The following is a 20146-nucleotide window of genomic DNA, read 5'->3' as shown; positions in this document are numbered from 1 at the left end:
TGATTAAATGATAACTAATACAGGGTAAATGCTAGCAGAACAAGAATCACTGTTCACCAAGTACTGATCACTGATTACTGAATACTGATTACTGAATACTGCCAACTGAAAACTGCCAACTGAAAACTGCTCACTAATAACTCCCTACTTCAAAAACTGCTTAGCAACTTTCTCAGCCTTTCTGCTCTCAGAATAATCATAAAACCCTTCGCCCGATTTAACACCTAATTTACCAGCTCTAACCATATTTACTAATAATGGACAAGGTGCGTATTTAGGGTTTTTAAATCCGTCGTACATCACATGAAGTATCGATAGGCAAACATCTAGGCCAATAAAATCTGCTAATTGTAATGGTCCCATAGGGTGTGCCATTCCTAATTTCATAACCGTATCGATTTCATGTACTCCAGCGACACCATTGTAAAGGGTCTCAATGGATTCGTTAATCATTGGCATTAAAATACGGTTTGCTACAAAACCAGGGTAATCGTTAACTTCTACAGGAACTTTACCTAATGTTTTCGACATATCCATGATGCGCTTAGTCACATCATCACTCGTATTATAGCCGCGAATAATTTCGACTAATTTCATAATAGGTACAGGGTTCATAAAATGCATCCCTATAACTTTATCTGGTCTGGATGTTACCGCTGCTATCTGTGTAATGGATATTGACGAGGTGTTTGTAGCTAAAATGGTGTCTTTTGAACAAGCTTCGTCTAATTGCTTGAAGATATTTAGTTTTAAATCTACATTTTCGGTAGCAGCTTCTACAACTAAATCGGCAGAAGCAACGCCTTCTGGAATACTTGTAAAAGTAGTAATGTTCGATAACGTATTGGTTTTATCCGCTTCAGAGATTTTTTCTTTAGCAACCATTCTATCCAAATTTTTGGAAATGGTTTCCAGGCCCTTTTTTAGTGAAGCTTCACTAATATCGATAAGTTGAACTTTAAAACCGCTTTGCGCGAATGTATGAGCGATACCATTCCCCATAGTACCTGCTCCTATAACAGCAATGTTTGTCATGTATATATTTTTAAAAACAATTTATTATTTGAGTGGCTACTCTTAATGCTTCTGTACCATCATGTAGTGTTACGATTGGGGGAGTGTTAGAGTTTATTGCATCAGCAAACGTTTCTAATTCATCGAGAATAGCATTGTTTTCTGAAATATTAGGGTTATCAAAATAGATTTGTTTTTTTACACCTTCGGCATTTTGTAGTATCATATCAAAATCTCCAGGGTTTTGCGGTGCGTCTTTCATTTTAACGACTTCGCATTTTTTCTCTAGGAAATCTACAGAAATATAGGCGTCTTTTTGAAAGAAACGTGCTTTACGCATTTTCTTTAACGATATTCTACTGGCGGTTAAATTTGCAACACAACCGTTTTCGAATTCAATGCGTGCGTTGGCAATATCTGGAGTGTCACTAATTACAGAAACACCGCTTGCCGAAACGTTCTTTACTTTAGAATTTACGACACTTAATACAATATCAATATCATGAATCATTAAATCCAACACTACAGGTACATCGGTTCCTCTAGGGTTGAATTCTGCCAAACGATGCGATTCGATAAACATGGGTGATTTAATATCGTCTTTTACAGCAATAAATGCCGGATTAAATCGCTCTACATGTCCTACTTGGCCGCGAAGATTGTGTTCTGCCAGAAGTTCTCTTATGTGTTCGGCTTCTTCTACGGTATTCGTTATGGGCTTTTCTATAAAAATATGTTTGCCTTTTGCTATGGACTGTTTTGCACAGTCGTAGTGCGAGAGTGTAGGCGTAACGATGTCTACAACGTCAACAGCATCAATAAGTGCTTCTATAGAATTAAAAAATTTGTAACCGAATTCTGTTTCTACTTTATTACCGTTAGTCTCATCAGCATCATAAAAACCTACAAGATTATATTTTTCGGATTGATTAAGGAGTCTTAGATGAATTTTTCCTAAGTGACCAGCACCAAGTACACCAACTTTAAGCATATATTTTACATTTTCAACAAAAATAAGATATTTAGAACATGAATTTAATTATTTAGAGCTAATTTTTTGCTTATTTGATGTTGGAAATAATTTTGCCTATTTTGTTTTCATCTTGCAAATGTTTGACTAATTTTATCATTCAATAAACTTCCCTAACATTGAAAGATACTTTTAAACACAAAGGTTTACGCCAACAATTGGTTAATGTAGTAAAGGCCAAAGGAATAACAGATGAAAATGTTTTAAATGCCATTGGCAAAATACCAAGACATTTATTTATGGATTCTGGTTTTTTAGATCATGCTTATCAAGATAAAGCCTTTCCTATTGCAGCCGATCAAACTATTTCGCAACCTTATACGGTAGCTTTTCAAAGTGAATTATTGAAAATTAAAAAAGGCGATAAGGTTTTGGAGATAGGAACCGGAAGTGGTTACCAAACAGCAGTTTTGTGCGAATTGGGAGCTAAGGTTTACAGCGTTGAACGCCAACAAGAATTGTTTAAAAAAACCAGTAATTTTTTGCCAAAGCTTGGTTATCGTGCTAAGAAGCTAGTTTTTGGAGATGGTTATAAAGGTTTGATTGACGAAGCGCCTTTTGATAGTATTATTGTTACTGCAGGTGCACCTTTTGTGCCAAAACCTTTATTGAGTCAGTTAAAAGTAGGAGGTAGGCTTGTTATTCCTGTTGGTGGTGATGTGCAAGTTATGACGCTTTTTGTTAGAAAGGGCTCCAAGGAATTCGAGCAACATGAGTTTGGAGAATTTCGTTTTGTGCCTTTGTTGGAGGATAAGAATTAATTGGAAAGAAAAGGAGGCAGTTAAAACGTTTCATTCTGAATGAAATAAACCTGTTGGCCAAGCAGGTTGGGAATCTCAATATTGTTATTACGCTAATTTAGATTCTTCGGTCGCTTCGACTCCGCTCAGCACAAGTCCCTCTGAATGACAAAATAGCCTGTTTTTAAATGCTATTTATAATTTTCCAGAGCTTTTTTTGCTTGAACTATATGTCTTTCGTTATGGTAAATAACTACTCTAAAAGTATCGCCAAGTTTTAGTTTGAAAAGTTTGGAGATGCTGATACTTGTTTTTGTTTTGTTAAGGCTAACTTTTCTAGCCTTGTGTAAGAGCTCAAGCGTTTTTTCTTGTTGTACTAAAAAACGTTCTAAAGTTGTTTTATCCAGATTACTACCGTTTGGATTTTTATCCTTAAAGGTTTTCATTTTGTTAAGCTTTTCTTTTGGTAACATGCTTTTGGCAAAATAATTACCTAAAAAACCAGCTTTAAAATTTGTTTCGGGGTTAAACGTGCTTTTTAAGACGTTTTCTTCTATTTCTGGTAAATAAAAATCGCCGTATAAATTTAAATGCTCAATACATTCTAGTACACTCCAAGTCTCCTTGTTCGTTTTCCAGTTGAGTTCTTCAATTGGTTTTAATCTAAGAGCTTCAACTTGATTAATGTTCTGCCTTGTCTTTTCAATTAATTCTGTAATTAATGCTTCTGATGTAACCTTCATAAGATTTTTTTACAAAGGTTTTAATTTAAGCCGATATAAATATTGATTGAAATTAAGATTTTTTAATTCTTGAAAGCGTTTCAGGCGTCATTCTTAAGTAGGATGCAATATACTTGTTGGGTATTTCCTGAAAAAGTTGCGGACTCCGTTTTAAAACACGGTTGTATCTCTCAACTGGTGATGTGGTTAAAATATCCCGTTCGCGTTCCATTTGCTGTAGTGCAAAATTCTCTAAAACATGTTGCCATATTTTTGTGTTTTCTGCAGATTCTGAAACAAAATTCATATAGGCCGCTTTATCCATAACTTTTACAGAAGTATGTTTTAGAGCTTGGATGTATAAATCGGATGGTTTTTCACTTAAAAAAGAGTCGAGCGCGGCTATTAAATTATTTTTGTAACCAAACCTGATGGTGTGTTCTTCAAATTCATCTAAGACAAAAATTCTAACAGCTCCGGTTTCTATGAGATACAAGTTGGTATCTATACTACCTTTTACTTTTAAATATTCGTTCCTTTTTAACTCTAATGTTTTATGCCATAAGTTTTGCTTGTTTAGCTTTTCTATTAGGGTTGGTATAGGGTTCATTTTAATAACAGATTAGTTGTGGTTTATACATTTTCTTTTTTAAAAGCCCATTTCTTTAATCCGCCAATTAGAAACAAGATGCCTATGGTTAAAGCGATAAGAGAGTATATTGTCTCGGCTATTGGATTTGCTTGCTGTTTCGATAAATCGAATATTAACTCACCGATTCCGCGAACAATATATATACCGGAAATTATGAATATTGCAGGTTTCAAAAAAGGGAGTTCTTTTAATTTACCATCGGCAGATAATCCATAAAGCCCAAAAACAAAAAAAATGATTGACACAAAAATGGTTAATACATATGGTAATGAAAAATGAGATTGTGCTAGCGCAATCATTTCTTTGCCAATTCCCGTGACCTCGAACATTTGCTCTGCCCATATTAATCCAACTAAATGAGCTATAGCAATAACTATATTTATGTATCCGCCAATTTTAAGCATTTCTTCTCGATTTTTTAATTCCTATAATCCCCAATACGCCTATTGGTAGTAATAATATCCATTGTGGTGCAAATACCGAACTGAACGCACTTGAAAGTATAAAAGCGAGTGAAAATGCAATGTATAGGAAACTTATGAAATAAATTAACTCGAAATGCTTTTTATTGTTGATTCCGTATTTAAGATAGATAATGGAAGAACCCAACAGAATAATAGTTACCATATGCCAAACGCCTAATAGTTCTGTTTTTATTTGAGAATTAATATCGCTTTTAAGAAATGGATCTATAAGATCGGTTTGACCTGCAATAAGGTGAATAAATAGTGTTATTACATTAATGATTCCTGTAATGATCCAAAGCGTATTTTTTGTTTTTGTCATCTTATATAATTTATAAATTGGCTAAGTTCCTTTTTAACATCGTTTACATAGTTTTTATCTTGTTTTTTGTAACGTATCATTTCATGATACCCGATTAGGTATTTATAGAATAGGTTTGATTTGATTTCTGCTTCGTTTGCAGAAAAGCCCATTTCTAACAATAGCGTTTTTGTGTATTGAATTCTTTGTTTGTCAATTTCGTCAATTAACGACTGGATTTTCTTGTTTTTTAGGGCATACCTTTTTAAGAAGAAAATAAAATCTAAATGAGGTTCTTGTTTAAAGGATAATTCTATGAGTTTTTCAAATTTCTCTTTTCCTGTTTTTTTGTTTTCTGTAGCTGCTATTATCTCATTGGTCTCTGCGGAAACCCAAAAAGCTATTATATCATTAATAAAGTCTTTTTTAGTTTTAAAATGCCAATAAAAGCTGGACTTGTTTACTTTTAGCTTAGCGGCCATTTTTTCAACTATAATGCCTTTAGCTCCTTGCTCGGCAAATAGTTTGTATCCTAGGGCTATCCAATCTTCTTTTTTGGCAATGATTTTTGGCATAATTAGACGTTAGCGTTTAATAACGTCAAATATATAAATAATCTTTTATTGAACGATAACGTTTAATTAAAAGTTTATATATTTTTTTGCCTATAGCTTGAAGAAGGAGTGCCCGGAGTGTTTATGAGGGAAGCCGTTTTTTAGGAACTTTATAAGTGGCCGAGTACAATAATGCTTTGCCGCTTTTTTTAAATTCTTGGAAAGCTCTTCGATACCATTTTGGATCGGTTGGAACGGTATTGAAATCATCAAAACCTAAGACATCGTAATAAGTTCTATTTAGCCAAGGTTCAATCCCATAAATTCCAATCCCGTGTTTTTCGACCCTATCAAGCACAATTTCAAAATCAGATTCTGAAAAATAATATATGGATTCTGAGTCGAATCCATCATTCATATTTTTAAGACCATTAAATATATTTGTCTTTAAATATGCTAATTCTTTGTCCATTTAGATTGTGAAACATCATGTTTGATGTAGGTTTAAATAAGATTTTATTCCTCCAAAGCCCCATTAAAAGCCTTAGCACCTCCAACCACAGGTAGCGTTAAGTTTGTACCATCCAAATCAATTGTCAACTCAGTTCCAGCTTTCGGATGTAATGTAAACTCCTTATCACTGGAAAAAATCATAAAACCAATTTGTTGCCCTGCTTTAATAACCTGATCATCCGGCATTAAGTTAAAAGACATGTCATAAAACTTACCAGGTTTTAAAGGCTCGCTTTCAGTTAATGACTTATAGTTTTGCGGATCTGCCCAACCACGAGTAATAATGTTTTCTGTAATGGATGCGCCATTTTCCTCATTCCATGGAAGTGATACTAGCCAAACGGATAAATTAGCAGCAGGTTTGCTACTGGCTAACCTTACAGTGACTTTAGGTATTCCGGAAATATGAATATCCTTGGTTAATTTTGGAGTTACATAAAGTAAACGATGTTGCGAAAGCTCAGCTGTTGCCAAATCTTTACCAGAAAACGAATAGTCGTCTATCAAGGTTTCTTTTCCTTGTTTCTTTACTTTAGAAGCGCTCAAACCACCAGCCTTAGGAGCTCCAGATGTTAAATAAAGTTTTACACTAGACGCTTCCGGATTTGGATAATCTTTATAAGCAGTAGGCTCGTCTATTTCGTCATCTTCACGAACGATCCATGCTTTAGCGTCGTTTTCAACATCATTTTCAATACCGTGTAAATAACGTGTGAACCAACGATTCATCATTTTAATAGGAGGAGGACCCCCATGACCATTTTGATGGTAGAATATTTGTGTTGGAACACCAGCTTTTTTTGCTCTGGCGTAAAACTCATAACTGTGTTCGGTCATCACGTTCCAATCGTTAAAACCATGCGACATGAGCAAGGCCGCTTTTATGTTTTTGGCATCATCTATAAAATTACGAGTATCCCAGAAATCGTTATAATCGCCTGTAATTCTATCTAAGCCATTTTTCATTTCGGTATCTCTAACGGTTTTATTATTATATGGACGGTTAGCCTCGTCGCCACTATGTATAAAGTCGTAAAGTACATCAATATCTTCGCCTAAATAACCTCCGGGAGATCGTACTAAGCCATTTGATCTGTAGTATTGGTAAAATGAAGTAACTGGAGCAATCGGTATAATAGCTTCCAAACCTTCTACACCTGTAGTGGCTGCAGCTACGGGTAGCGTACCGTTATAGGATGTTCCGGTCATACCTACTTTTCCGGTAGACCAGTAGGCGGTAACAATTTCATTTCCGTTTAGGGTTTTATAACCTTTTGCACGACCACATAGCCAATCGATAACCGCTTTACACGCTAAGGATTCATTTTCGCCTCCAACAGTTGGTGCGCCTTGCGAAAGCCCGGTACCAGGAGAAGACGAGTGTACTACAATATAGCCTCTTGGAACCCATTTTCTTATATGGGAATTGGATATAATAGGACGTTCGCCAACACGAGTTACTTCGGCATGAACACGTGCTTCTGTAGCTTCACCAAGTTCATGTTTTACATTCCAAAAAAGCCCATTTACCTGTGGTGCTACACCAGCAAAATATGGACTCGAAATATAAATAATAGGAAGTTTTAATCCTTCACTTTCTGTTTGTTCAGGTCTTGTAACCGCTACGTGCATACGGTCTAATTTACCATTGCCATCGGTATCGAAGGTAGTTTCTACCCATAAATCGTGTCTTATCCATCTGCTAGGGTCTTTAAAGCCCTCTACGATTTGAGCTTGTCCGTCTTTAAAAACGGGAACTGCTTTTATTGGCTTTTGTCCAAAGCTGGAAAAAACGCCAGTAATTAATAAAACAGTTAATGCTATGTTTAATCTTAAGGAATTGTTCATATTTTATATTATAATCTATTGTATAGGGAGGTAATGGCCTGGGATGGGATTTTCTTTGGTTTCTGGAGCCCAATAAATATTGATAATCCACCAACGATTTCCATCATTAAAGAGTTGGATACTGTTAATCCCTCTCATAAAAGGCTTTTTGTCAGATTTACTATAATAAGCCTCGTAGGTACTGAATATTTGAGCAATATTGCCAAAGGTGTTCACTTTTCTATGCACTTCTTTTTCAAAAAAACCATTTTGAACCAACCATTTCCCAGAGCTTTTTACATAATCGTCTGGAGACATAAAACGTACTTTTAGTTTGCCCTCTTTGTCTTTTCCGGTTGGAATTAATTTGGCATTTGGTTGAAATAAAAACTTGAATAAAGCCCAATCTCTTTCAGCGCCCTTTTCGCCAGAAATAACACTGTATAGTGTTTTTATTGTACCATCTAAGGTTTTTACTTTTTTTGAATAGTCTTTTGCTTTTTCTTGAGATTGTGAAGGTAAGGCCACTGCAAGCAGTGCTAAAATGCATATGATTTTTTTCATCTTGAATATGGTAAATCTTAATAAGCTAAGAAAACTTAAGTTGGTCTTAAATCTGTTAAAGCTTTTTTATTTAAAAATATATCTTCGATTTTATTTTTGTATCAAAATCCCTGCCAAATGTTGATTTTTATGTTGGTGACGAATACACTTCTAGCAAAACCGAGAATTACTTATAGCTTTTTTTAATTCTATCTAAATCACGTTTATTGTCACGATCCTTAATAGTTTCCCGTTTATCATACAGTTTTTTACCCTTGGCCAGGGCAATGTCTAATTTAGCATAACCTTTGTCGTTAACAAATAAACGTAATGGGATAATGGTAAGCCCTTTATTTTGAACATCTTTTAGCAGACTTTTAAGCTCCCTTTTGTTTAATAGAAGTTTTCTTTCTGCTTTAGGGCGATGGTTATAATAGTTTCCAAAAGCATATTCTTCAATCGTCATATTAATAACAAAAAGTTCGCCCCGATCATTAAACTCACAAAAACTTTCGGCTATGGATGCTCTGCTGTTGCGTATCGATTTAATTTCCGTTCCGGTTAGCACAATTCCAGCCGTGTACTTGTCCAATATTTCATATTGAAAGCGTGCTTTTTTGTTTTGTATGTTAATGTTTTTTTGCATGGAGCACAAAACTACATAATTTTATGAAGTTATTGGTGCGTGTAGTTACCGAAAAAAACAAATTAAAAAATCTCTAGAGATAGGGAGGCACTTAATAGTATTATTGAGGTTTTCTCTTGATTTTATCTTTTTAAGAGATCAAAATTCTATATTTAGATTCCTGTTTTTACTGAAACTAGTTCAGCACAAGCATGGGAATGACAATTTCAACAGAAACCTCTAGGTAAAGGCTAAAGGAATTCTTCTTTAATTTAGGCGTTAAAGAATTACTAATTGATTATTCATTTAATTAAATACATTTACTTTAGCGGGTAGAATTAAAATAACAGATGAAAAAAACGGTTTTATTAGTTTTGGTTGTATTGATTTTAGTGTCTTGTACAAGCGTTAAAACCCATAACGAACAGATAACCAAATTACATCCCGTAGTAGATTTACATGAAGACATTGATAAGGTTTACAATCAATTAAAAAGACATCATCCCAAATTATATCAATATACTCCTAAAGAAGTTTTAGATTTTAAATTCGACAGTTTAAAAGAAGCTATTAAAACACCCATTAATTCTCGTGAATTTTACAAAAAGCTAGCGCCTGTAGTTTCTCAGGTGAAACAGGGGCATATTTCGTTGGGTTCTGCAAATAAATGGTACACAAAAAAGGAACGAAAACAGTTGCTTAAGCGTAAGTTTGAATTTTATGCTTTAGATTTTGAATACTTACAAAACAAACTTTGGGTTAAAAGCACCAGAGGCAAGGACTCTACTGTTGTAGGTTGCGAAGTGGTTAAAATTGAAGACGATTTGGTTTCAGATTTAATAGATGTATATAAAACACGTTTTTCATCAGATGGCTATAATACCACATTGCATAACAGATATGTGGGACGCCGTTTTTCCAGTTTTTATTACAAGGATAAAGGTTATGTAGATAGCTTAAGGGTTACCTTTAAAAATGAGGACTCGTTATTTATAAAAACTTTGAGGCGAATAGAAAAGAAAAAGAAGTCTAAGAAGAAAGATTCTACTAAAATTGTAAAACCTGTAAAGTTAACTTCCGCAGAAAAAAAAGCCAATCGCATAGCAGCTAAAAAGAAACGAAAGTTTAACAGAATGCACGGCTTTATAAAAAAGTATAAAACGTATACACGAAACTTTCGTTTTGTAGAGGAAGCCGAAGATGTGGCTTATATGAAGCTAAGAGGGTTTACTAATGGTAATTACAAACGGTTCTACAAGGAAAGTTTTGCGAAGTTGGATTCTGCAAAAACGAAATATTTAATTTTAGATTTAAGAGATAATGGTGGTGGTAGAATAGCCGAAATAGACTATCTGTATTCACATTTAACCAATAAACAGTATAAGTTTATTGAAGATAGCGAAGTGAATAGTCGCATACCGTTCTTGAAATTTTTAATGAGTAATACTACGCCTAATAGTATAAAAGTGCTGTCTGGTTTGGCTTCTCCTGTAATTGTTGTTCAAAATTTAATAAGGACCAGAAAACAAGAAGGAAAGTTATATTACAGGTTTAGACAGACGAGACTTAGGGGCCCTAGACCTTTACATTTTACGGGAGATATTTATGTGCTGATTAACGGGAATTCATTTTCGGCTTCCTCATTAATATCCACACATTTAAAAGCTACAAAAAGAGCCACTTTTGTTGGTGAAGAAACAGGGGGCGCTTATAATGGCACTGTTGCCGGAATTTATAAGCTATACGAACTGCCAAATACCAAACTAAAAATTAGGATGGGTATGATGCAAATAGAAGCACCACAAAAACAAAGTCCCGATGGTTATGGCGTAATGCCAGATATTGAAATTTCATCCTCAATTATTGACAGAAACCTAAAAAAAGACCCCGAGTTTGATTGGGTTATAAAAGATATTGAGCGTAAACGATAAGAGTCGTATTTTTTATTGCCTTACCATAAAACATTTGTATTTTTACGATCTGTATTAAAAAAATAAAAAACTTCAAATAAACTTTATGAATTCATACGATGTAGCCGTAATAGGTTCAGGTCCTGGAGGATATGTAGCAGCAATACGTTGTGCGCAATTAGGAATGAAAACAGCCATTATAGAAAAGTACTCAACGTTAGGGGGAACTTGTTTAAATGTTGGTTGTATACCAAGTAAAGCCCTTTTAGATTCTTCCCATCATTACGAAGATGCGGTAAAGCATTTTGAAGAGCATGGTATAGAAATACCAGGGGATATTAAGGTGAATTTAGAAAAAATGATTGCTCGTAAGCAGGCTGTAGTTGATCAAACTATTGGTGGTGTCGATTTCTTGATGAAGAAAAATAATATCGATGTTTATCAAGGTTTAGGAAGTTTTAAAGATGCCACACATATTACGATTTCGGGAGATGAAACTACCGAAATTGAAGCCAAAAACACGATTATAGCAACTGGAAGTAAACCTTCAAGTTTGCCATTTATAAATATTGATAAAGAGCGCGTTATAACATCTACAGAAGCTTTAAAACTTAAAGAAATACCAAAACATTTAATTGTTATTGGTGGAGGTGTTATTGGTTTAGAGCTTGGACAGGTATATAAAAGATTAGGTGCAGACGTTTCGGTTGTTGAATTTATGGATCGTATTATTCCAACCATGGATGCAGGCCTATCTAAAGAGCTTAATAAAGTTTTAAAGAAGCAGAAGTTTAAAATTAACGCATCGCATAAAGTAAAATCTGTGGAACGTGTAGGTGATGAAGTTATCGTAAAAGCAGACAATAAAAAAGGTGAAGAGGTAGAGTTTAAAGGCGATTATTGTTTAGTGTCTGTAGGACGTCGTCCTTATACAGATGGTTTAAATGCCGAAGCAGCAGGCGTAAAGTTAAATGATAGAGGACAGGTTGAGGTAAATGATCATTTACAAACAAGTGCTTCTAACATTTATGCTATAGGAGATGTTATAAAAGGGGCTATGTTAGCACACAAAGCGGAAGAAGAAGGTGTATTTGTTGCAGAAACGTTAGCAGGACAAAAACCACATGTAGATTATAATTTAATTCCAGGAGTCGTTTATACATGGCCAGAAGTTGCTGCTGTTGGAAAAACAGAAGAGCAACTTAAAGAAGCTGGAATCGAATACAAAAAAGGACAATTCCCTATGCGTGCTTTAGGAAGAAGTAGAGCGAGTATGGATTTAGATGGATTTGTAAAAGTGCTTGCAGATAAAACAACCGACGAAATTTTAGGTGTGCACATGGTAGGTGCCCGTGCTGCAGATATGATTGCAGAAGCCGTTGTGGCGATGGAATATAGAGCGTCTGCTGAGGATGTATCGCGTATGTCTCATGCACATCCTACATTTACTGAGGCTATCAAAGAAGCAGCTTTAGCAGCTACTGATGATAGAGCGCTGCATATGTGATTTGATAAAAAGCTTTTAAAATTTTTAAAAAGGTGTCCATTTAGGCACCTTTTTTTTTCAGTTCATTAGATATAGTCCTTTTTGTATAAGTGTTTATCCCTTACGATTATATTTTAATAGTTATTTTAAAATAGATATTAATATTGATTTTTCTTTGAAATTTCAAGTTATGTGCGACAGACAGAAATTAAATAACTTGATAAATATACTGCAGTCAGGGAGAAGACCGAAAACCTGTAAAAAAGAGTAGGTCATTAACTTTAAACGTCTATATTATGAAAACAAAACTTTTAAAACTTATTTTGCCAATATTTGTATTAGTACTGGCTATTATGGTTTCTTTTGCTTTTAGCTCTAATGAAAATAGTAGTGAAGAAGTAATACCAATTGCATGGTACACAGAATATACAGGTCATTGCTTTCAATTACCGTTTCCACCTGAAGATTGCGGTGTAGATTATGTAGGCCCCATTTGTACAACTCAAATATTGCAACCTGTGCCACCTTATTTAGTTACAAAAGACTTGTATCGTTATATTGGGTGTTCTGTACTTTTATTCCGACCCTTTTAGTCTCAGTAATTATTAATGAAGGATCCAGGTTTTAGGTTGGAGCCTCATTATAGGTACCTGTGCTGCATATATGATTGCAGAAGCAGTTGTGGCCATGGAATATAGAGCGTCTGCTGAGGATGTATCGCGTATGTCTCATGCGCATCCTACATTTACGGAGGCTATCAAAGAAGCAGCTTTAGCAGCTACTGATGATAGAGCGCTGCATATGTAATGTATTAATTTATATAAAGTAATAAGAAAGCGAACCTATTGAGTTCGCTTTTTTTATTGCTGTTTTTGAATATGTAAAGTATTCCCATTCATATAGATATTATTGGATTAATAATTTTTGCAGGGATTTGTTTTGGTCTTTTTAGATCCTATTTTCTAATTAGAAGGTTAACTAGTATTCGTGTCTTAACTAATCAAAAACCACCTTATACAACTGTATATGATGGTTTTTCCCGCGAAGTAATAAGTTATCAATTTTAATACAGGAAAACCGATGGTCTTCTACTAGTTTTTCTGAAAGCGCTTCCGAGATAAGCACTTTAGAATTAAATTTATTGCACTCTGCCTGTATACGTGCCGAGGTGTTTAAAATATCGCCGGTATGGATGAGGTCTTTTTTAATAACACCTATTTCTCCGGTTGTAACCATACCAATGTGGTAACCTGCTTTAAACTCCGGTACTAAACCAAATCGTTCTATATACTTATCTCTTTTTTTGTTTATGGCTTCAGAAATTTTTCTAAAACAATGTATACAGTTGTTTTTATAAACCCCGGGCTTTTCTTTCCAGGTAACCACAATTTCATCACCAACATATTGATATACTTCGCCAGAAGTTTCTAAAATAGCATTGGTCATATCGGCATAATAGGTTTTTAAAAGCTCAAAATATGCTTTATGACCTAGGCTTTCTGCTATTGTGGTTGATGATTTCATATCCAGAAACATAAATATACGTGTTTCTTGTTTGGGTTTATGGTACTTGCCAAGGTAGTTAATCATGACATTTTCACCTAAATAGTCTCTAATTTCCGAGTAAAATAAAGAAATGTCTAATATGATGCCTGAATATAATATGATGCTCCAAAAGGAGAACTTCTTCATAAACACCAGTAAGGTGCCAATAACAACCGACGAAAATATGGGAGCCTTGTGTAAAAATGAATTGTAAACAAGGGTTAGCGCTATGAGAAAAACAATAACAAAAAGCGTATAGAAAATGCTTTTGAATAAAATTTTGATCCAGAATGATTTATGTTTAAAATATGCTTTGAGCCATAAAACTTCAACACATCCCTGAACCAAGCCTATCAAAAAACTGCCACTACTAATCATAATTATTGAATTGTGCGGACTGTATTTGTTTCCTGTTGCAGGATATATGGTAAGTTGTCCCAAAATGCCATACTCGAGCATAACATAGGTTAAACCAAAAAACAACCAAATGATTCCGAAAGTAAAAATCTGCCAGAAATAGCGTTTGTATAACGGATGAAATTGCATAGGGTAAAGATAGGAAAATAGGAAGTTATTTGGCTTTAAACACTAAGGTAGTTTATGTTATTTTATTTAGATTTCCGGTCATTATTTATTTACTACGAAGCATAATAAAGACCAAAATATTATGTTACTTTGTTTAATGCTTAAACTTAAATGGTGATTTATATAGTTGGGATTTTTATAGCTGTTTTTCTTTCACTTCTTTTATTAATAAAAAAGAATAAATCGCGTGCGGATAAGATTTTGGTACTGTGGCTAATATTTATTTCTATTAGTCAAATATATAATTATGCTAATATTAGTGAGACGATTTATCAGTATCCAAACTGGTTAGGAACCAGTTTTGGAATTCCCATAATTATTGGAGCCTTTTTGTATTTCTATGTAAGGGAGATAACGGGAAACCCTTTAAATAATATTTTGGTAATACTATTACATTTTGTGCCAACTATTACTATTTATCTTTTAGCTACAGAGTTTTATTTATTGCCGGATGCAGAAAAATTATATGTTTATAAAAATGATGGTGTAGGGTTTGAGTGGTTTTTAATAACTAATAACCTAGTTATTGCAATTTCCGGATTGGCTTATTCTATTTGGTCTATCGTTTTGATAAAAAGGTATAGGATAAAAATTCAGGATGATTTTTCAAATACCGATAAAAAAGAATTACAATGGCTTTGGTTGCTTTCATTCGGATTTGTTTTTATTTGGATACTTTCAGCTTTTTTCGATAACCATATTATTTATCTGGCAGTTGTGGTTTTTGTATTATGCATTGCCGTTTTTGGGATTAATCAATTAAATATCTTTAATTCAACTCAAGTATTAGAGCAGCAAGCTTCAAAAGAAGATATTGGGAACACTGTTAAAAAAGATGCTATCAAAGCGCATTCAAAACCCAGAACCCCAGTTGGAAAATATGAAAAATCTGGTTTAACTGAGGATATGGCATCACAGATTTATGCTAAATTAAATAGGTTGGTTAATGAGAATGCTATCTATAAAAATGAAGAACTCACCTTGGTAGAGTTTGCAAAAGAGCTGGAGGTACATCCTAACCATTTATCGCAGGTTATTAATGAAATGGAGGGCAAAAACTTCTATAATTATATAAATGCGCTTCGGGTTAATGCATTTATCGAGCTGGCATCACTTCCTGAAAATAAGAAATACACCATGATTTCTTTGGCTTACGATTGTGGTTTTAGTACCAAGTCTACTTTTAACAAGCATTTTAAACTACAAACCGGAAAAACACCTACCGAATTTTTTAACGCTTAGTTATAAAAACTAAAATTTATAGCATTTGCCTGTAAACTCATACCTTAATTTTTACACATCAATAAAATCTTTAAACCTTAATGTTTATAAGGGTTTTTGAGTGCTTCCTTATAAGCGCATACCTCTTCTTTTTTCATCCTTGATACCTAAACCTTGTACACTTTAAAAGCGTTGCATCTTTGTCGAAGATTTAAGCGATATAGTATGGCATTTGCTTAATAAAGTCGATAATAATGATACATATAATTTTTAAAAGCGCAACAGAAATAACACAACTCATAAGAGATAAAAAAATCTCATGTGTAGAAGTTGTAAAGCAGTTTTTAAATCATATTGAAAGGCATAATAAAACGATTAATGCCATAACAGATATTAGAGACTATAATGACATTATTATAGAAGCGAGATTTAAGGATAAGTTATTAAATAAAGGAGGGGTCTTAGGTCCGTTACATGGGTTGCCAATAACAGTTAAGGATACCTATAATGTAGCAGGTTTAATAACTTCTAATGGAAACCCGAAACTAAAAGGCAACATTGTTGTAAACGATGCAGAATTAGTAACACGGTTAAAAAAAGCTGGAGCTATTATTATAGGAAAAACGAATTTGGCTTTATATGCTCTAGATTGGCAATCTACAAATCCGTGGTTTGGTCAAACCAATAACCCTTATAACCTTAATCATGTAGTAGGTGGGAGCTCCGGAGGATCGGCTGCGGCACTAGCTTCTGGTTTTACAGCATTGGAGTTAGGTACAGATGCGGGCGGTTCTATAAGAGTGCCTGCGCATTTTTGTGGCGTTTGTGGAATTCGTACAACAGAATCAGCATTACCCAACCGGGGTAATATGGAAACCCCCAAGATGCCTCGTTTTGGTCGTTATTTAACAAGTAATGGTCCGTTGGCTAGAAATGTTGACGATTTAATGTTGGCTATGGAAGTGTTATGGAACAATAAACAGCAATTTTCGGAAAATCCACCTGTGGCTTTAAAACAATCTCAATATAACGGAGAAGAGCTAAACATAGCCTATTCTTTAGTGCTGGACGGCTTATTTTTAGATAAAGAATATAATGAAGTATACCTGTCTTTTTTAGATAAGGTTCGTCAATCAAAACACAAACTGGTTCAATCTAAACCAAGCTATAGTCCGAATGCACTCATTAACCTTTGGGGGAGAATAGCGGGATTCGATTTTGGGGCAACCATGAAGCAGATGCCATTAAAGGGGTTGATTGCTTACTTGTTTATAAAGTTTAAATATAAAGATTCTCAATGGGCGAGAGGCATGCGGCAAGGTGCCAAAAGCTCTTCGAGTGGTTATGTAAAAGCATTACAGTTAAAAGATGATGTGTCTGATGCTTTTACAGACTTTTTTAGCAGACATGATGTTTGGATGACACCGGTTTCCATGGCTCCAGCATTTAAGCATCAAAAAACAGGAACACCTTTCGAAATTAACAAATGGAAGATTCCTTATACAAAAGCATTTGTGCCATATAATTTTCCGTCGACTATTCCCGGACATCCCATAGTGGTTATTCCAATCGGGATAACCAAAAAAGGATTGCCGGTAGGTATTCAAATTCACGGACAGAAATGGCACGATTACAAGTTGTTACAGATCGCTAAAGAATTAGAACAATTTACCAGTGGGTTTATAATACCAGACATGTTTGAGGCATAACGTTTTTATAAAAAAAAGTTAAAATGAAAAAAAAGAATCTATTTATGCAACCTTTCATTATTTCAGGTGTCAATACATAGAGTTTGACAGAAAAACTAAAAAAAACAATAATAAAAAAAACGAACAGATCAATTAATAAAACAATGGGAAGCACAAGCAAAAATCAATCAATTAAATCGTTAAATCCGCTTTTAGGGTTTGGCTGGAGTACAAACACAAAGGCTAAAAAAGAAATGTTAGTAAAACGTATGAATAATGCGTTTAAAACCGAATTAAATATTACTTAATCACAAATCATATCAAAATTCTCAAAAACAATCATTAATCAAAAAAAACAAATGAAAAATTTAGTATTGCTATTTATGTTATTCTCCGCAGTTTTATCCGCCCAGGAGAAATATACCGTTAGTGGTGTTGTTAAGGAGGCGAAAAACGGAGAAACAGCTTTTGGAGCTTCGGTATTTTTAAAAGGAAGCACTATTGGCTCTATTACTAATGAGTACGGATTCTTTTCAATTACTGCCCCTAAAGGAACTTACACTTTAGTCGTTTCATATATAGGCTTTGAAAATATGAGTCAGGAAATTACTTTGGATGCAAATCAAAAAATAAATTTTGAGATTAAAGAACAATCAACTAAACTAGACGAAGTTGTAGTAGTAGCAGAAGAAACAGAACGTGCCAGTCTTAAGAAACCAGAAATGAGTGTTTCTAAGTTAAACATTAAAACCGTTAAGCAAATGCCGGTGGTTTTAGGAGAGGTTGATATTGTAAAGTCTTTGCAAATGCTTCCGGGTGTTACTAAAAATGGAGAAGGTGCTAGCGGTTTCCATGTAAGAGGAGGAGCGGTAGATCAAAACCTGGTGTTATTGGACGAAGCGATTATATACAATACTTCGCATATGTTAGGATTCTTTTCGGTATTTAACGCAGATGCTATTAAAGACATTAAATTGTATAAAGGTGGTATCCCTGCTCGTTTTGGAGGTAGAACATCGTCTGTATTAGATGTACGTCAAAAGGATGGAAATAGTAAACGCCTTGCTTTAACAGGAGGTATTGGTTTAATTTCCAGTAGACTTGCTGTAGAGGGGCCTATGTTTAAAGATAAAGGCTCGTTTTTAGTAGCAGGTAGAAGCTCTTATGTTAATCTGTTTTTAGCAGCAGCAGATGAAGAGAACAGACTAGGTTTTTACGATTTAAACCTTAAAACCAATTATAGTTTAGGAGGTAATAATAAGTTATACCTTTCCGGCTATTTTGGAAGAGATGCGTTTAAGTTTGGTAGTAGCTTTAAGAGTACTTATGGTAATATCTCAGGAAATTTAAGATGGAATCATATTTTTAATGATCGTTTGTTTTCAAACTTATCTTTAATCTACAGCAAGTATGATTATGATTTGGAAATTACTGGTGACGAATTCGATTGGATTTCATCAATTAATAACTACAATGTAAAATATGATCTTAAATATTATGCAAGCGATAAGTTTAAATTAGATTTTGGAGTTAGTGGTATTTACTACGATTTTGATCCCGGTCAGGTACGTCCTACCTCAGAAACATCACCTATAAATCCTTTGGCGCTAGACAGAAAAAAAGCTTTCGAGAGCGGTTTATATGTTAATGCAGAGCATAAAATAACAGATAAATTAACGGCACAATACGGAGTAAGGGTTAGTGCTTTTAGACGTTTAGGAGGGCAAGCTATGGCAGATTATGCTAATGGACAACCCGTAGTATACAACAGTCTTTTAGGAATTTACGAACGAGGAACCGAAATAGGAGAGACGCTTTATAAAAAAGGAGAGAGCATTAAAGATTTTTCTAATCTGGAGCCGAGAGCATCCTTGGCACTTCAATTAAGTGAAAAATCATCTGTTAAAGCAGGCTTTTCAAGATCGGCTCAATATATCCACTTACTGTCAAATACAACATCGGTAACGCCTTTAGATGTGTGGACTACGAGTGGTAAGTATATCAAACCACAATTGTCGAACCAATATGCCTTAGGTTATTTTAGAAATTTTAATGACAAGAAATACTCTATGGAAATTGAAGGGTATTATAAAACAACAGATAATAGAATAGATTATATAGACGGGTCTAAATTAATTGGTCAGAATACCATTGAAACTGAAATCTTAAACGGAGAAGCCAGAGCTTATGGTCTGGAGTTGTTGTTGCGTAAAAACGAAGGAAGGTTTACAGGATGGATATCGTATACCGTATCTAAAGCAGAACAAAGAACCTTGGGAGGAATAGCGGGAGGACCTGGAATTAATAATGGAGACTGGTATAACTCTGCTTTCGATAGAACACACGATATATCAATTACCGGAGCTTACGAGTTAAATGATAAATGGACTTTTGGAGGTAATATGGTTTTTCAAACAGGAAGGCCGGTAACATATCCTAACGGTCAGTACCAATATGAAGGAATATCTGTAGCAAGTTTTTCTCCAAGAAATTCAGATAGATTACCAGCGTATCACAGGTTAGATGTTTCGGCAACATACAGACCCAACAGAAAACCGAATAATAGATGGAAAGGGGAATGGGTTTTTGGAATTTATAATGTATATAATCAAAAAAATGCAGCTTCAATTTCGTTTACTCAAAATGAGGATTTAGGTATTAATGAAGCTACAAGAACAGCTATTTTTGGATTGGTACCATCAGTAACTTACAACTTTAAATTTTAA

20 protein-coding genes and 1 pseudogene are annotated in these 20146 nt (G+C 34.4%); 9 read left to right on the top strand and 12 right to left on the bottom strand.

What is annotated here, in order from left to right; all coding sequences use genetic code 11:
• Nucleotides 1–144 precede the first annotated feature (144 nt).
• Both C1H87_RS02975 and C1H87_RS02970 read right to left on the bottom strand, forming a co-directional pair.
• Nucleotides 145–1035, bottom strand: coding sequence for a 3-hydroxybutyryl-CoA dehydrogenase (locus C1H87_RS02975; protein WP_102754390.1), 891 nt, complete (start codon nucleotides 1033–1035; stop codon nucleotides 145–147).
• Between the two features lie 10 nt (nucleotides 1036–1045).
• Nucleotides 1046–2005, bottom strand: coding sequence for a Gfo/Idh/MocA family protein (locus C1H87_RS02970; RefSeq protein WP_102754389.1), 960 nt, complete (start codon nucleotides 2003–2005; stop codon nucleotides 1046–1048).
• A gap of 158 nt (nucleotides 2006–2163) precedes the next feature.
• Between C1H87_RS02970 and C1H87_RS02965 the strand changes: the two genes are divergently transcribed.
• Nucleotides 2164–2805 (top strand): protein-L-isoaspartate(D-aspartate) O-methyltransferase, encoded by a 642-nt coding sequence (locus C1H87_RS02965; protein ID WP_102754388.1) that lies wholly within the window; start codon nucleotides 2164–2166, stop codon nucleotides 2803–2805.
• 170 nt (nucleotides 2806–2975) lie between these two features.
• Here the strand turns inward: C1H87_RS02965 and C1H87_RS02960 are convergent, their stop codons facing one another.
• The 9 genes from C1H87_RS02960 to smpB all read right to left on the bottom strand — a co-directional run bounded on the left by C1H87_RS02960 (nucleotide 2976) and on the right by smpB (nucleotide 9006).
• Nucleotides 2976–3527, bottom strand: a complete 552-nt coding sequence (locus C1H87_RS02960) for a DinB family protein (protein WP_102754387.1) — start codon at nucleotides 3525–3527, stop codon at nucleotides 2976–2978.
• 52 nt (nucleotides 3528–3579) lie between these two features.
• Complete coding sequence (locus tag C1H87_RS02955; RefSeq protein ID WP_102754386.1) at nucleotides 3580–4116, bottom strand: Crp/Fnr family transcriptional regulator; 537 nt, start codon at nucleotides 4114–4116, stop codon at nucleotides 3580–3582.
• A gap of 23 nt (nucleotides 4117–4139) precedes the next feature.
• Complete coding sequence (locus C1H87_RS02950; RefSeq protein ID WP_102754385.1) at nucleotides 4140–4562, bottom strand: hypothetical protein; 423 nt, start codon at nucleotides 4560–4562, stop codon at nucleotides 4140–4142.
• Nucleotides 4555–4944 carry a hypothetical protein gene (locus C1H87_RS02945; protein WP_102754384.1) on the bottom strand — a complete coding sequence of 130 codons (390 nt, stop codon included), beginning with the start codon at nucleotides 4942–4944 and terminating at the stop codon, nucleotides 4555–4557. Before C1H87_RS02945 ends, C1H87_RS02950 begins: the two co-directional genes overlap by 8 nt.
• Nucleotides 4941–5498 carry a TetR/AcrR family transcriptional regulator gene (locus C1H87_RS02940; protein ID WP_102754383.1) on the bottom strand — a complete coding sequence of 186 codons (558 nt, stop codon included), beginning with the start codon at nucleotides 5496–5498 and terminating at the stop codon, nucleotides 4941–4943. Before C1H87_RS02940 ends, C1H87_RS02945 begins: the two co-directional genes overlap by 4 nt.
• Nucleotides 5499–5619: 121 nt before the next feature.
• Complete coding sequence (locus C1H87_RS02935) at nucleotides 5620–5895, bottom strand: hypothetical protein (protein ID WP_158655106.1); 276 nt, start codon at nucleotides 5893–5895, stop codon at nucleotides 5620–5622.
• A gap of 98 nt (nucleotides 5896–5993) precedes the next feature.
• Entirely contained in the window at nucleotides 5994–7838 is a 1845-nt protein-coding gene (locus C1H87_RS02930) for a Xaa-Pro dipeptidyl-peptidase (protein WP_102754381.1), read from the bottom strand.
• A gap of 15 nt (nucleotides 7839–7853) precedes the next feature.
• Nucleotides 7854–8381: a hypothetical protein gene (locus C1H87_RS02925; RefSeq protein WP_102754380.1), complete on the bottom strand. Its 528-nt coding sequence runs from the start codon at nucleotides 8379–8381 to the stop codon at nucleotides 7854–7856.
• A gap of 166 nt (nucleotides 8382–8547) precedes the next feature.
• On the bottom strand, nucleotides 8548–9006 hold the full coding sequence (gene smpB / locus C1H87_RS02920; protein WP_102754379.1) for an SsrA-binding protein SmpB: 459 nt from the start codon (nucleotides 9004–9006) through the stop codon (nucleotides 8548–8550).
• A gap of 329 nt (nucleotides 9007–9335) precedes the next feature.
• Here smpB and C1H87_RS02915 point away from each other — a divergent pair, with 329 nt between their 5' ends.
• The 4 genes and pseudogenes from C1H87_RS02915 to C1H87_RS02900 form a co-directional block, all read left to right on the top strand.
• Nucleotides 9336–10916: a S41 family peptidase gene (locus C1H87_RS02915; protein WP_102754378.1), complete on the top strand. Its 1581-nt coding sequence runs from the start codon at nucleotides 9336–9338 to the stop codon at nucleotides 10914–10916.
• A gap of 85 nt (nucleotides 10917–11001) precedes the next feature.
• A complete protein-coding gene (gene lpdA, locus C1H87_RS02910; protein WP_102754377.1) occupies nucleotides 11002–12402 on the top strand; it encodes a dihydrolipoyl dehydrogenase in 1401 nt (466 codons plus the stop codon).
• 275 nt (nucleotides 12403–12677) lie between these two features.
• A complete protein-coding gene (locus C1H87_RS02905; RefSeq protein ID WP_102754376.1) occupies nucleotides 12678–12974 on the top strand; it encodes a DUF6520 family protein in 297 nt (98 codons plus the stop codon).
• A gap of 31 nt (nucleotides 12975–13005) precedes the next feature.
• Nucleotides 13006–13188, top strand: a pseudogene (locus C1H87_RS02900) (dihydrolipoyl dehydrogenase); the annotation flags it as partial.
• A gap of 189 nt (nucleotides 13189–13377) precedes the next feature.
• Here the strand turns inward: C1H87_RS02900 and C1H87_RS02895 are convergent.
• A complete protein-coding gene (locus tag C1H87_RS02895; protein WP_102754375.1) occupies nucleotides 13378–14472 on the bottom strand; it encodes an adenylate/guanylate cyclase domain-containing protein in 1095 nt (364 codons plus the stop codon).
• A 150-nt stretch (nucleotides 14473–14622) separates the two neighbouring features.
• Between C1H87_RS02895 and C1H87_RS02890 the strand changes: the two genes are divergently transcribed.
• The 4 genes from C1H87_RS02890 to C1H87_RS02875 all read left to right on the top strand — a co-directional run bounded on the left by C1H87_RS02890 (nucleotide 14623) and on the right by C1H87_RS02875 (nucleotide 20146).
• A complete protein-coding gene (locus C1H87_RS02890; RefSeq protein ID WP_102754374.1) occupies nucleotides 14623–15753 on the top strand; it encodes a helix-turn-helix domain-containing protein in 1131 nt (376 codons plus the stop codon).
• Between the two features lie 233 nt (nucleotides 15754–15986).
• A complete protein-coding gene (locus tag C1H87_RS02885) occupies nucleotides 15987–17441 on the top strand; it encodes an amidase (protein WP_102754373.1) in 1455 nt (484 codons plus the stop codon).
• A 143-nt stretch (nucleotides 17442–17584) separates the two neighbouring features.
• Nucleotides 17585–17728: a hypothetical protein gene (locus C1H87_RS02880; protein ID WP_158655105.1), complete on the top strand. Its 144-nt coding sequence runs from the start codon at nucleotides 17585–17587 to the stop codon at nucleotides 17726–17728.
• A gap of 51 nt (nucleotides 17729–17779) precedes the next feature.
• A complete protein-coding gene (locus C1H87_RS02875; protein ID WP_102754371.1) occupies nucleotides 17780–20146 on the top strand; it encodes a TonB-dependent receptor in 2367 nt (788 codons plus the stop codon).

It is taken from the genome of Flavivirga eckloniae (assembly GCF_002886045.1).
Classification (GTDB): Bacteria; Bacteroidota; Bacteroidia; order Flavobacteriales; family Flavobacteriaceae; genus Flavivirga; species Flavivirga eckloniae.
This window is presented reverse-complemented; position numbering and strand designations above follow the sequence as displayed.